The 12,397-nt window shown below is 69.6% G+C and carries 13 protein-coding genes and 1 riboswitch; of the genes, 4 read left to right on the top strand and 9 right to left on the bottom strand.

Annotation, left to right across the window (positions count from 1 at the left end; translation table 11 throughout):
• Positions 1 to 14 precede the first annotated feature (14 nt).
• Both ACN20J_RS34470 and ACN20J_RS34465 read left to right on the top strand, forming a co-directional pair.
• The gene (locus ACN20J_RS34470) at positions 15 to 1,148 is read left to right on the top strand and encodes an LOG family protein (protein WP_361997752.1); all 1,134 of its coding nucleotides are present in this window, start codon (positions 15 to 17) and stop codon (positions 1,146 to 1,148) included.
• 165 nt (positions 1,149 to 1,313) lie between these two features.
• Positions 1,314 to 1,973 (top strand): LAETG motif-containing sortase-dependent surface protein, encoded by a 660-nt coding sequence (locus tag ACN20J_RS34465; protein ID WP_419667510.1) that lies wholly within the window; start codon positions 1,314 to 1,316, stop codon positions 1,971 to 1,973.
• A 274-nt stretch (positions 1,974 to 2,247) separates the two neighbouring features.
• On the opposite strand, the gene ACN20J_RS34460 is transcribed toward ACN20J_RS34465, so the two are convergent.
• The 6 genes from ACN20J_RS34460 to ACN20J_RS34435 form a co-directional block, all read right to left on the bottom strand.
• Complete coding sequence (locus ACN20J_RS34460; protein WP_419667509.1) at positions 2,248 to 3,039, bottom strand: maleylpyruvate isomerase family mycothiol-dependent enzyme; 792 nt, start codon at positions 3,037 to 3,039, stop codon at positions 2,248 to 2,250.
• A gap of 10 nt (positions 3,040 to 3,049) precedes the next feature.
• Entirely contained in the window at positions 3,050 to 4,093 is a 1,044-nt protein-coding gene (locus ACN20J_RS34455; RefSeq protein ID WP_419667508.1) for an ABC transporter ATP-binding protein, read from the bottom strand.
• A 2-nt stretch (positions 4,094 to 4,095) separates the two neighbouring features.
• Positions 4,096 to 5,823, bottom strand: coding sequence for an ABC transporter permease (locus ACN20J_RS34450; RefSeq protein WP_189843549.1), 1,728 nt, complete (start codon positions 5,821 to 5,823; stop codon positions 4,096 to 4,098).
• Positions 5,799 to 6,884: a thiamine ABC transporter substrate-binding protein gene (locus ACN20J_RS34445; protein WP_189843550.1), complete on the bottom strand. Its 1,086-nt coding sequence runs from the start codon at positions 6,882 to 6,884 to the stop codon at positions 5,799 to 5,801. Before ACN20J_RS34445 ends, ACN20J_RS34450 begins: the two co-directional genes overlap by 25 nt.
• Positions 6,885 to 6,963: 79 nt before the next feature.
• Positions 6,964 to 7,069, bottom strand: a riboswitch (TPP riboswitch).
• A gap of 24 nt (positions 7,070 to 7,093) precedes the next feature.
• The gene (gene rlmN, locus ACN20J_RS34440; RefSeq protein ID WP_055614577.1) at positions 7,094 to 8,200 is read right to left on the bottom strand and encodes a 23S rRNA (adenine(2503)-C(2))-methyltransferase RlmN; all 1,107 of its coding nucleotides are present in this window, start codon (positions 8,198 to 8,200) and stop codon (positions 7,094 to 7,096) included.
• Positions 8,201 to 8,251: 51 nt separating this feature from the next.
• The gene (locus ACN20J_RS34435; RefSeq protein WP_419667507.1) at positions 8,252 to 9,088 is read right to left on the bottom strand and encodes a hypothetical protein; all 837 of its coding nucleotides are present in this window, start codon (positions 9,086 to 9,088) and stop codon (positions 8,252 to 8,254) included.
• A gap of 154 nt (positions 9,089 to 9,242) precedes the next feature.
• Here ACN20J_RS34435 and ACN20J_RS34430 point away from each other — a divergent pair, with 154 nt between their 5' ends.
• On the top strand, positions 9,243 to 9,404 hold the full coding sequence (locus ACN20J_RS34430; protein ID WP_419667506.1) for a hypothetical protein: 162 nt from the start codon (positions 9,243 to 9,245) through the stop codon (positions 9,402 to 9,404).
• Positions 9,401 to 9,643 (top strand): hypothetical protein, encoded by a 243-nt coding sequence (locus ACN20J_RS34425; protein ID WP_419667505.1) that lies wholly within the window; start codon positions 9,401 to 9,403, stop codon positions 9,641 to 9,643. The genes ACN20J_RS34430 and ACN20J_RS34425 overlap by 4 nt, the downstream gene beginning before the upstream one ends.
• Positions 9,644 to 9,794: 151 nt before the next feature.
• Here the strand turns inward: ACN20J_RS34425 and ACN20J_RS34420 are convergent, their stop codons facing one another.
• The 3 genes from ACN20J_RS34420 to pyrH form a co-directional block, all read right to left on the bottom strand.
• Entirely contained in the window at positions 9,795 to 10,943 is a 1,149-nt protein-coding gene (locus ACN20J_RS34420; RefSeq protein ID WP_189843553.1) for a phosphatidate cytidylyltransferase, read from the bottom strand.
• Positions 10,943 to 11,500 carry a ribosome recycling factor gene (gene frr, locus ACN20J_RS34415; RefSeq protein WP_055614581.1) on the bottom strand — a complete coding sequence of 186 codons (558 nt, stop codon included), beginning with the start codon at positions 11,498 to 11,500 and terminating at the stop codon, positions 10,943 to 10,945. Before frr ends, ACN20J_RS34420 begins: the two co-directional genes overlap by 1 nt.
• Positions 11,501 to 11,620: 120 nt before the next feature.
• A complete protein-coding gene (gene pyrH / locus ACN20J_RS34410; protein WP_189843554.1) occupies positions 11,621 to 12,391 on the bottom strand; it encodes a UMP kinase in 771 nt (256 codons plus the stop codon).
• Positions 12,392 to 12,397 lie beyond the last annotated feature (6 nt).

Genomic DNA, 12,397 nt, shown 5'->3' with positions numbered 1-12,397 from the left:
CTTAGCATGGGCGGGTGCAGACGAGCCCCGCCCATGCGGCCCACCACAACGACCGTGAGATCGAGACGCTGGAGGAGTTCGACGCAGTCGTCTCGTCCCGCGGCACCCTCGCCGGCTTCCGTGTCCAGTGCGTCGATCTGACGGACCGTACAAGGGAGTTGCTGGCGAGCGACGCCACCGGAGCCGTCTTCCTCGGCTGCCCGATGCGGGAGAGCGCCGCGGCGAAGGTCCGTGCCGACGGCGCCCTGGTCTTCCCGCCGCTCCCCGGCCTGCCCTTCGACCCGTACCGCGGTCATCTCTACCGTCCCGACGAGCTGTTCGCCTCGCTCGACAAGGGGTACGAGGAGACGCCGGACGCCCTCGCGTACGCCTGGTTCCAGCAGACGAAGGCCGACGGCGACATCTACGCGTCGATGCTGCGCTCCGTCCACGACGACGCGATCTCCGACGCCCTCGACGAACTCCTGCGCGGCACGCGGGTGGTGGGCGTGATGGGCGGCCACGCGCTCGGGCGCGGCACGGACGCGTACGACGGCGCCGCCCGGCTGGGCCGTGAGCTCGCGCGCGCCGGGTTCACGGTGGCGACCGGGGGCGGCCCCGGCGCGATGGAGGCGGCGAACCTCGGCGCGTACGCGGCCCCGTACGACGACACCATGCTGCACGAGGCGTGCGAACTCCTCGCGAAGTCACCGTCGTTCGTTCCGTCGGTGACCGACTGGGCGCGCGCCGCCTTCGAGGTGCGTACGCGCTGGCCGAAGGGCAACACCTCTGTCGGCATCCCCACTTGGTTCTACGGGCACGAGCCGCCGAACGCCTTTGCCTCGCACATCGCCAAGTACTTCGCCAACGCCACGCGCGAGGACGGCCTGCTGGCCCGTTCGAACGCGGGTGTGGTGTTCCTGCCCGGCGCCGCCGGCACGGTCCAGGAGATCTTCGACAACGCGACCCCCAACTACTACGAGTCCCGCGGCGAACCCACCCCGATGGTGCTGGTGAACCGCGCACACTGGACCGAGCGACTGCCCACCTGGCCGCTGCTCCAGGCCCTCGCCCGTGACCGCTCGATGGAGTCCCGGATCGCGCTGGTCGACCGGATCGAGGAGGCACCGGAGGCGCTCATCCGGTTGGCGCATGTAAATGAAAGCTAAAGCCGGGGGTCAAGACGGACAGACGGATTGACAACCCGAGACGTGGGCCAATAAACCTGTGAGGCGTCTGGGATTGCTGTTTCTTCGCAGCCAATCCCCCACCCCCCTCGTTTGTGCATCCCGTGAAGGGCAATCGTGTCCATATCTCGCCGTACCGCACGTTCCGTGCGCATTCTCGGAGTTGCCTCCGCCTCGGCCGCGCTCACGCTCGGCCTCGCCGGCAACGCGCTCGCCTGCAACATCAGTGAGTTCTCGGCCGTCGCCAAGTGCGACGGCGCCAAGGGCGTCATCAGCGTCACCGACAAGGACCCGACCGGCGTCTCGGCCACGGTCACGGTCTTCCTGGAGTCCAACGGCGCGGACGAGAAGCTCGTCGGCACCCAGGAGGTCAAGGGCTCCCGTGAGGGCGTGACCATCGACTTCTCGGAGGACTGGAAGCCGAACGCGGAGTACCGGATCCACGTCAAGGCCGGCAAGCAGGTCGACGAGGACATCAAGCCGAACCTCGTCACGCCGTCCGAGGCCTGCAAGTCCGAGGAGCCGTCGACGCCTTCGGCCACCCCGTCCCCGTCCGACGAGCCCTCCTCGCCGGTCACCGCGAAGCCCGAGTCCCCGGCGCCCTCGGAGCCTTCGGAGCCCTCGGAGTCGGAGAGCACCCCGGCCGGCGGCAGCATCCCGTCCCCCGCGGGCGGCGACTCGAACCTCGCCGAGACCGGCTCCAGCTCCAACACCGGTGCCATCGCCGGAATAGCGGCCGCGCTCGTGGCGGCCGGCGCCGGCGTCATGTTCGCCCTCCGCCGCCGCGGCGCGACGAACACCCACTGAGCACCACCCGATTGACCCAGCTCCACCAGACGTGGCCCGCCCCCGTAACGAGGGGGCGGGCCACGCCCGTTCTCCGCGCGCCTGGAAGCGCGGGCGCAGCCCCGCGCGTCCAGGGGCGCGGGGAACTGCGCAATCTTTTAGGGGCGCGGGGAACTGCGCGGGCACCCACGACCGACCCGCACCTGGCAAACGAGCCTCGACCAACGCTTTTCAGGGGCGCGAGGAACTGCGCGGGCACCCAGACCGACCCGCAGACTCATCAACCAACCGGCGGCTAGCCGAACGTCGCCCGCTCCAACCAGAAGTCCAGCAACTCCCGCTCCCCCAGCACCTCCAACTCCCCACCATCCGGCGCCATCCGCCGATAAAAGGCGAGCATCACCTCGGTAAGCGGCCCCCGCAACGCAACGGTCGCCTTCTCATGCCCCCGCCGCCAGCCGATCCCCTCGTCCTCGAACTCGATGAGCCACTCGGCCTCCAGCCCGGGCTCGGCGTCGGTGGCATGGAGATGGATACTGCGCCCCACCCCACGCAGCTCCCGCGCGGCATCGCTCGGATACTTCTCCTGCGCGAACCGCACAATCTGCAGCCACTCGTCGATCGCGTCGGCGGCGAACTCGGGCGCCACCTCGTACGTCACGCCCGCGGCGATCGCCGCGTCGGCCCGATGAACCACCGTCTCGTGGGTCATGCGCCGCGCCCAGAACCCGGCCGTGTGCTCCCAGGCCCAGGACCAGGCGGCGGTGTCGGCCCCGGCGGCGCGAAAGGTCTCGGCGGCCTGCTCGGCGCCCTCCGCAAGCCAGGCGTCCAGGGCGGCGGGTTCGTCGCTCTCGGGCCCTCCGACGTCGGCCACGTCCTCGACCGGCACGTTCTTCGTCGCCCGCGTCCGCACGATGTGCTCGGCCCAGCGATGCGCCTCACCCACATGCACGGCAAGCTGCCGCAGCGTCCAGTCGGGACAGGTCGGTACGGTCGCACCGAGATCGGCTCCGGCGAGGTGCGACCTCAACAGCGCGGTCTGCCCGACGATTTCGCCGCAGTAGCGGTCATGCCCGAGTAGCGTCATGAGCCGCACCCTAGGGCCGGCGGGGTCCCCCGAGTACGACAATTTCCGCCGCGTCGAACGCCACCCCGACCTCGTCCCCCGTATCCGGCGCGTCCCGCAGCGCACACGCCGCCTCCAGCCACGGCGCGCCCTCGGGCTGCAGGCGTACGGCGACATGCGTGCCCCGGAACGTCCGCGCGGCCACCGTGCAGCGCAGCCCCTCGGCCGCCGGTGCGAGGCGTACGCCCGCGGGCCTGACGAGCAGGTCGACCTCGCCCTGCCGGGCGTCCGAGGGCACCGGCAGCTTGCCCCAGGGCGTGTTCGCGGCCTCCCCGCTGACGGTCGCCGCGGTCACGTTCTCGAAGCCGAGGAAGCGGGCCACGAACGCGTCGGCCGGGCGCTGCCAGACCTCAAGTGGCGTACCGGACTGGGCGATCCGGCCGTCCCGCATCACGACGACCCGGTCGGCGAGCGCGAACGCCTCCCCCTGGTCGTGGGTGACCGCGAGCACGGTCGTGCCCAACTCGCCGAACAGTTCGCGGAGTTCGACCACCAGCCGCTCACGCAGCGAGCGGTCCAGCTGACCGAGGGGTTCGTCGAGCATGAGCAGCCGGGGGCGGGGCGCGAGGGCCCGGGCGAGTGCGACGCGCTGCTGCTCACCACCGGAGAGGGAGGCGACGGCCCGCCCACGGGCGCCGGGCAGCCCCACGAGATCCAACAACTCCCCTACACGTGCTGCCTGTTGGACCTTCGACTCGCCGTGCATCCGCAGCCCGAAGGCCACGTTGCCGCCCACGTCGCGCTGCGGGAACAGCTGGTGGTCCTGGAACATCAGGCCGACGCCCCGCTTGTGCGCGGGCACGCCGTGGAGGTCGCGGCCGTCCAGGAACACCCGTCCCTCGTCCAGTGGTTGGAGCCCCGCGACGGCCCGCAGCAGGGTCGACTTGCCGCTGCCGCTGGGCCCGAGCACGCTCACGATCTCGTGCTCGGCGACCTCGAGCCCGACGGAGTCGAGCACGGCCCGCCCACCGAACCGTACGGTCGCGCCGACGAGTTCGAGCTTTGCGTCGCGCATGGTCAGAACTCCCCGGTCCGGTCGGTGCGAAGGCGTTCGAGAACGAGCAGCGCCACCGCGCACACCACCATCAAGATCGTCGAAAGTGCCATGGCCTGCCCGTAGTTGAGCTCCCCGGCCCGCCCGAGCAGCCGCGCCACGGCGACCGGCAGCGTCGGGTTGTCGGGCCGCGCGATGAAGACGGTCGCGCCGAACTCGCCCAGCGACACGGCGAAGGCGAACCCGGCCGCGATCAGCAGCGCCCGCCGCACCATCGGCAGATCGACCTCGCGCCACACCCGCCACGGCGAGGCCCCGAGCACCGCCGCCGCCTCGCGCAGACGTCCGTCCACCGCCCGCAGCACGGGCAGCATGGTCCGTACGACGAAGGGGACGCCCACCAGCGCCTGCGCCAGCGGTACGAGGATCCAGGTGCTCCGGAGGTCCAGCGGAGGCTTGTCGAGCGCGATGAGGAAGCCGAACCCTACGGTCACGGCGGAGACACCGAGCGGCAGCATCAGCAGGGCGTCGAAGCCGCGAACGAGACGGCCGGCGTCCCGGCGGGTGAGGGCGGCAGCCGCGAGTCCGCCGATCAGCAGGGCGATGGCGGTGGCGGCAAGGGCGTACTGCAGCGAGTTGCCGATGGCCTCGATCGGCGGGACCAGGAAGATACCGCCCTCGTCGCTGGTCAGCGCCTTGTAGTAACCGAATCCGGGGGCGTCGAGGGACCGCTCGACCAGCACGGCCAGCGGCAGCACCAGCAGGACGGCGATGGTGGCGAGGACTCCGGCGAGCAGCGCCCACTGCCCGGCGCCTCGCGGCCGTCGTGCCGTCACGGAGGCGTCGACCAGGCGAAGAGCCGTCTCCCGCCGCCGTACCGTCCACGCGTGGACGGCGAGGATCGCGCCGACCGCCACGAACTGGACGAGGGTGAGGACGGCGGCCGTCGAGAGGTCGAAGATCTCCGAGGTCTGCCGGTAGATCTCGACTTCGAGCGTCGAGAAGGTGGGGCCGCCGAGGATCTGCACCACACCGAACGAGGTGAAGGTGAAGAGGAAAACCATGAGCGCGGCGGCGGCGACCGCCGGGCCGAGCGCCGGAAGCGTCACCCTGCGCCAGGCTGCGAACCGTGAGGCGCCGAGCACCCGCGCGGCCTCCTCCTGCCGCGGATCGAGCTGCGACCAGAGGCCGCCGACCGTGCGGACGACGACCGCGTAGTTGAAGAAGACGTGCGCGAGCAGGATCGCCCACACGGTCGTGTCGAGCCGTACGCCCCACAGCTCGTCCAGGAGCCCGCCGCGGCCGAGGAGCGCCAGGAAGGCCGTGCCGACGACCACGGTCGGCAGTACGAACGGCACGGTGACGACTGCCCGCAGGACCTGCTTGCCCCTGAAATCGAAGCGCGCGAACACATACGCGCCGGGGAGCGCGATCAGCAGCGTGAGCGCGGTCGAGGCGAGCGCCTGCCAGGTCGTGAACCACAGAACGTGCCGGATGTCGGACTGCGCGAGCACGTCGCCGATCCGCCCGAACCGCCAGACCCCGTCGATCTTCAGCCCGCGGGCCGTGATCGCCGCGACCGGGTAGGCGAAGAAGAGCCCGAAGAACGCGACGGGCACGGCCATGAGAGCGAGCCGCGCCACGCTCCCCGTACGCGGGCGCGTGCGGGGGCGTGGACGGGAGCTCGGACTCCGGCGCGCGGGCGGCTCCGCCCCGGCGCGGGGCTCTACTTCAGTACGAGCGAGGTCCATGACTTGACCCACTCGTCACGGTTGTCGGCGATCTTGGCGGGGTCGAGGGTCTCGGGGTTCTCGACGGCCGGGCCGAACTTCGTGAACTCCGGCGGCACCTGGGCGGCCTCACGGACCGGGTAGACGAACATGTTGAGCGGCATGTCGTCCTGGAACGGCTTGGAGATCAGAAAGTCGATGAGCGCCTTGCCGCCCTTGCTGTTCTTCGCATTGCTCAGCAGGCCCGCGTACTCGACCTGGCGGAAGCAGGTGCCGTCCGCGACCCCGGTCGGCGCGGTCTTCGGCTTCGGGTCGGCGTAGATGACCTCGGCGGGCGGCGACGAGGCGTACGAGACGACGAGCGGCCGGTCGCCCTTGGCCTTCTTGCCGCCGGCGGACCCGGAGAACTCCACGTTGTAGGCCTGCTCCCAGCCGTCGACGACCTTCACGCCGTTGGCCTTGAGCTTCTTCCAGTAGTCCTGCCAGCCGGCGTCGCCGTACTTCGCGGCCGTCCCGAGCAGGAATCCGAGGCCGGGCGAGGACGTCGAGGCGTTCTCGGTGACCAGCAGGTTCTTGTACTCGGGCTTGATCAGGTCGTCGAAGGACGTCGGCGGGGCCAGCTTGTGCTTGCTGAAGTACGCCTTGTCGTAGTTGACGCAGATGTCACCGGAGTCGATGGGCGTGACGCGGTGCTTGTCCTGGTCGACCCGGTACTGCGGCAGGATCAGGCTCGATCCCTTGGCCTCGTAGGACTGGAACAGCCCGTTGTCGAGCGCCCGCGACAGCAGCGTGTTGTCGACACCGAAGAAGACGTCTCCCTGCGGGTTGTCCTTGGTGAGGATGGCCTTGTTGACGGCCGTACCTGCGTCGCCGTCCTTGAGGACCTTGACCTTGTAGCCGGACTCCTTCTCGAAGTCCTTCAGTACGGCCTTGGTGTAGGCGAAGGAGTCATGGCTGACGAGGGTGACGGTCTTGGACCCGGAGCCCTCGTCGCCGGAGTCGGACGAACCGCACGCGGCGAGCGCGGCGAGGCCGAGCCCGGTGACCGCGACCACGGCCGTGAACTTCCTGGTGGTGCTCACTGGATTCCTCCTGGGGCTGACCAGGAAGAGACGCGGCCCTGCCCGGGACCTCGATCGGTTCCCGGGCAGGGCGCAACAGCTTGAGTAGTGACCGAACTTCCTACCCAGAATGACCTGGGCAAGGTTCAGAGGGTCTGCGGGCTGTCCCGCACTCTCAGCGCTGTGGCGCTCCCCTGTCGGAATATGAAGATGTACGTACGTCCGCCAGACTACCGCTCGGTCGCCGCGAGCTGCCCGCAGGCCCCGTCGATCTCCTGGCCACGGGTGTCCCGGACGGTGACGGGCACACCATGGGCGGCGATCGCCTCGACGAACGCCTTCTCGTCCTCGGGCCGCGAGGCGGTCCACTTCGAGCCGGGTGTCGGGTTCAGCGGAATCAGGTTCACGTGCACGGGCTTGCCCTTGAGCAGCCGCCCGAGCCGGTCACCACGCCACGCCTGGTCGTTGATGTCCCGGATGAGCGCGTACTCGATGGAGAGCCGGCGCCCCGACTTCGCCGCGTACTCCCAGCCGGCGTCCAGCACTTCCCGAACCTTCCACCGCGTGTTCACGGGCACGAGCGTGTCACGCAGCTCGTCGTCCGGTGCGTGCAGGGAGATGGCGAGGCGGCACTTGAAGCCCTCGTCGGCGAACCGGTTGATGGCGGGGACGAGGCCGACCGTGGAGACGGTGATCCCCCGCTGCGACAGCCCGAGCCCGTCCGGCTCGGGGTCGGTGAGGGCCCGGATGGACTGGACGACCCGCTTGTAGTTGGCCAGCGGCTCGCCCATGCCCATGAAGACGATGTTGCTGAGCCGAGCCGGCCCACCGGGAATCTCGCCGTCCCGCAGCGCCCGCATCCCGTCCACGATCTGGTGCACGATCTCGGCGCTGGACAGGTTCCGGTCGAGACCGGCCTGCCCGGTCGCACAGAACGGGCAGTTCATCCCGCAGCCCGCCTGCGAGCTGATGCACATGGTGACCCGGTCCGGGTAGCGCATCAGCACGGACTCGACGAGCGTGCCGTCGAAGAGCCGCCAGAGGGTCTTGCGGGTGGTGTTCTCATCCGTGGAGAGATGCCGCACGACCGTCATCAGCTCAGGAAGCAGCGCTTCCTGCAGCTTGGCGCGCGATCCGGCGGGGATGTCGGTCCACTGCTCCGGGTCGTGCGCGTACCGCGCGAAGTAGTGCTGCGACAGCTGCTTGGCACGAAACGGCTTCTCACCGACCGCGGCAACCGCCTCTTTACGCTCGGCAGGCGTGAGATCGGCAAGGTGCCGCGGCGGCTTCTTGGCTCCGCGGGGGGCAACGAAAGTGAGTTCTCCGGGCTTAGGCATGGCTGTACCAGTGTCGCAGATCGATTCGTGTGACTTGTGCCCCCGGCCGTCTCAGCCGCGGGGCTGGGCATCCAGGAGCCGGTGGACCGATGCCGTCATGCTCGCCACGAAGGAGTCACGGGTCCCGTCGGAGACCAGTTCCAGGGAGAGGTACGGGTTGAGGTCCTCCAGCTCGACGAGGAGCAGCGCGCCTTCCTGCGTGCGGCAGGCGTCCACGCGCTGGATGCCGTGGTCGAGGGTGTTCCAGTCGATGAAGCGCCGGGCGAAGGCCAGGTCGGCGTCGGTGGGCTCGTAGGGATCGAGGACCCAGCGCCGCTCGGGATCGGGGGCGTGGAGGGCGTACTGGAAGGTGTCGTCGACGTAGTAGAAGGACACTTCGTAGCGGAAGTCGATGCGCGGCTGGACCAGGATGTCGCCGTACGCGAGGCCGCCGAGCTCCTCCCGGGGCACGAAGGACAGGCCTATGGAGTCCGCGCCCACCTTCGGCTTGACCGCGTACTGGCCGGTCTCGGGCAGCAGATGCAGGTCCTCGGGCCGGTCGACGGTGGGGATGACCGGGTATCCGGTTGCGGTCAGGTCCAGCAGGTACTGCTTGCCGGCCATGTCGCCTCGGCCGGTCAGCGGGTTGTAGACCCGGATGTCACGGGCCACGGCCTGCTCCCGGAAGGCGTCGTACTCCTTCTGGTAGTGCAGCACGGGCCCGCTGTTGCGGACCACGACGACATCGAAGGCGTCCATCAGCGCGGCGGCGTCCAGCGGGTGGCACAGGGCGACGTCGAAGTCGTCGCGCAGTCGGGAGGTCAGGAAGATGTCCTCGTCGCAGTAACGCCGCCCCCGCGCCTGATAGGCGAGATCGGTCACATACAGAGCTCTACGGCGGTCCGGCATCACACATCTCCTTAAGCGGTGCGACAAACCTACCGATCCCGCAGGCCACGACCTCGGGCGGGCACGTGGACTTTGGCCACCGACGACCCAAGTCCGGTGCCGCAGGACGCGGAGCACTGTCCTATAGGCCACACCTGGACCTACACTCGAACTTGTGTACGAATACGTGTCTCATCCGGATCCTCGGCGCAGCGACCGCGATCGGCTGGTCCGGCGACTGCGCCGCACCGACGACACCAGCGCCGCTGCCTCCACCTCCGCCACGCCCACGCCCACGCCCGACACCGATACAGACACCGCCCGCGGTGCACTGTGAACCGCGAACAGTCGCCACCCGAAGGCGAGAGCACCGCGCCCATCGTCGTGCATCGCGCGGCGGGCACCGGCGGCCGCCGGGTGTCGATCCGCGCCCGGGGCGCCGGCCTCGCGCACAGCGACGCCGACCTGATCGAGTTCCTGCGCCGCGCGGGCCTGCCGGACGCGTGGGAGCTCCTGGACGATCCGCAGTGGGTGGACTGGCAGGAGGGCCGACCGCACGACTACGGCACGGACTGACGGCGGCACAGACGCACAGACCGCGCCTCTGCCGTTCGAGCGTTGGAGTGGCCCGGACATCCGGCAGACATACGGGAGGGGCTCGCCGTCCAGTTGGACGACGAGCCCCTCGTACCGCAAAACCGCAGACCGCAGGCCCTGAGCCTCGGTATCAGCTACCGACGAACAACACGAGCAACAGCCACACCACAGGAGCCGTAGGCAGGAGCGAGTCCAGGCGGTCCATGATGCCGCCGTGCCCCGGCAGCAATGTGCCCATGTCCTTGATGCCCAGGTCACGCTTGATCATCGACTCGCCGAGGTCGCCGAGCGTGGCGCTGGCCGCGACCGCGAGGCCGATGATCAGGCCCTGCCACCAGGTGCCGTCGTCGATGAGGAACTGCATGCACAGCGCACCCGCCACCATGGCGAAGGCGAGCGCACCCAGCAGGCCCTCGCGGGTCTTGCCGGGGCTGATGCGCGGGGCGAGCTTGTGCTTGCCGAAGCGCCAGCCGACGGCGTACGCGCCCGTGTCGCTGACCACGGCCAGCAGCAGGAACGTCAGCACCCGCCGCGCACCGTCGTCCGCGGTGAGCATCATCGCCACGAACGTGGCGAGGAACGGGATGTAGAAGGCGGCGAAGACTCCCGCGGTGACGTCCTTGAGGTAGCCCTCGGGCGGTTCCGTCATCCGCCAGACCAGGACCGCGAGCGCGGTGAGCGCCATCGCCACCCAGGCACCCTCGGCGCCCCGGACGTATCCGGCGATCACCATCGCGGCACCGCCGACCGCCAGCGGCACGAGCGGCGCCCTGATGCCCTTCTGCTCCGCGAGCCGTGACGTGAGCTCCCACAGGCCGACCACGACGGCGACCGTTATCACTCCGACGAAGGCGGCCTTGACGACGAACAGCGACGCGACGATGACCGCACCGAGCCCGACCCCGACCCCTATGGCAGCGCCCAGGTCGCGGCCCGCGCTCTTCTTCTGCGGCGCGGGTGCGGGCTGTGCGGCGCTGGACATGGGCTCCTGCGGATTCTGCGACTGGTGGGACGGCACCTGCGAGGACGGATCCTGGTGCGGCGGCGTCCGAGGCGTCTCGTCGCGGAACAGGGGGCCGCCCGTCCGAGCAGCCCCCCGGTCGTCATCCTGGTCTCCGCCATGCGCGGGTACGTCGGGCACGATGGGCATGGGGCGAGTCTGCTGCGCGTTGTGCGCATCGTAGGCGGGACCCGCCGGGGCAGCCCCCTGGACAGGCCCCTGGTCGGACGGCCCCCAGTACCCGGCTTCTGGCGGCGCCCCCCAGGAAGAGTCGTTCATCAGACCTCGAGCAGCTCTGCTTCCTTGTGCTTGAGCAGCTCGTCCACCTGGGCGACGTACTTCGCGGTGGTGTCGTCGAGCTCCTTCTCCGCACGGCGGCCCTCGTCCTCGCCGACCTCGCCGTCCTTGATCATCTTGTCGATGCCGTCCTTGGCCTTGCGGCGCACGGAGCGGATCGAGATCTTGGAGTCCTCGGCCTTGGTGCGGGCGACCTTGATGTAGTCCTTGCGGCGCTCCTCCGTCAGCTCGGGGAACACCACCCGGATGATATTGCCGTCGTTGCTCGGGTTGACGCCGAGGTCGGAGTCACGGATCGCCTGCTCGATGTTGCGCAGCGCGCTCTTGTCGAACGGGGTCACCACGGCCATGCGCGGCTCGGGCACCGAGAACGAGGCCAGTTGGTTGATCGGCGTCAGCGCGCCGTAGTAGTCCGCCACGATCTTGTTGAACATCGCCGGGTGCGCACGGCCGGTGCGGATCGCGGCGAAGTCCTCCTTGGCGACCACGACGGCCTTCTCCATCTTCTCCTCGGCCTCGAGGAGGGTCTCTTCGATCACCACTTGCTCCTGCGTGTCTTGAGTAGGCCCGGCTGCGGTTCCTTGGCGGGTAGGCGGCCGGCTGCGTCGCGTCTTATTCCTGCACGGTTCCCGACCGGCAGGACATTGTCCATCCCCCGGTCAGGCCCGACTGCCCTGGTCACCCACAAGCGTGCCGATCTTCTCACCCTTGACCGCCCGCGCGATATTGCCCTCGGCAAGAAGCTCGAAGACGAGGATCGGGAGCTTGTTGTCGCGGCACAGGGTGATCGCGGTCATGTCGGCGACCTTGAGGTCGCGGGTGATGACCTCGCCGTAGCTGAGCGAGTCGAACTTGACCGCTTCGGGGTTGGTCTTCGGGTCGGAGTCGTAGACCCCGTCCACACCGTTCTTGCCCATCAGCAGGGCCTCGGCGTCGATCTCCAGGGCGCGCTGGGCGGCGGTGGTGTCGGTGGAGAAGTACGGCATGCCCATGCCCGCGCCGAAGATGACCACACGGCCCTTCTCCAGGTGCCGCACGGCCCGCAGCGGGATGTACGGCTCGGCGACCTGCCCCATGGTGATGGCGGTCTGCACGCGCGAGTCGATGCCCTCCTTCTCCAGGAAGTCCTGGAGGGCCAGGCAGTTCATGACGGTGCCGAGCATGCCCATGTAGTCGGAGCGGGCCCGGTCCATGCCGCGCTGCTGGAGCTCGGCGCCGCGGAAGAAGTTGCCGCCGCCGATGACGACGGCGATCTGGGCACCGCCGCGGACCACCGCGGCGATCTCCCGGGCCATTTTGTGCACCACGTCGGGGTCGACGCCGAGTGCCCCGCCACCGGCGAAAGCCTCGCCGGAAAGCTTCAGCAGGAAGCGGCCGGCGCCCTTGCCGGTGTCGCTCTTTTCGTCCTTGTCGACCTTGGTGGTGGTCATGGAGAT

Origin of the sequence: Streptomyces sp. 2-1 (assembly GCF_048564895.1) — a bacterium.
Lineage (GTDB): Bacteria > Actinomycetota > Actinomycetes > Streptomycetales > Streptomycetaceae > Streptomyces > Streptomyces phaeochromogenes.
Note: the sequence above shows the minus strand (reverse complement) of the source record. Positions and strands in the feature narration are given on the sequence as shown.

Bases quoted from the DNA above. Each gene is read 5' to 3' on its own strand.
- ACN20J_RS34460 (WP_419667509.1), bottom strand. From the start codon at position 3,039: ATGACGCTACTCGGGCATGACCGCTACTGCGGCGAAATCGTCGGGCAG.
- ACN20J_RS34455 (WP_419667508.1), bottom strand. From the start codon at position 4,093: ATGCGCGACGCAAAGCTCGAACTCGTCGGCGCGACCGTACGGTTCGGT.
- ACN20J_RS34450 (WP_189843549.1), bottom strand. From the start codon at position 5,823: ATGGACCTCGCTCGTACTGAAGTAGAGCCCCGCGCCGGGGCGGAGCCG.
- rlmN (WP_055614577.1), bottom strand. From the start codon at position 8,200: ATGCCTAAGCCCGGAGAACTCACTTTCGTTGCCCCCCGCGGAGCCAAG.
- ACN20J_RS34435 (WP_419667507.1), bottom strand. From the start codon at position 9,088: ATGCCGGACCGCCGTAGAGCTCTGTATGTGACCGATCTCGCCTATCAG.
- ACN20J_RS34420 (WP_189843553.1), bottom strand. From the start codon at position 10,943: ATGAACGACTCTTCCTGGGGGGCGCCGCCAGAAGCCGGGTACTGGGGG.
- pyrH (WP_189843554.1), bottom strand. From the start codon at position 12,391: ATGACCACCACCAAGGTCGACAAGGACGAAAAGAGCGACACCGGCAAG.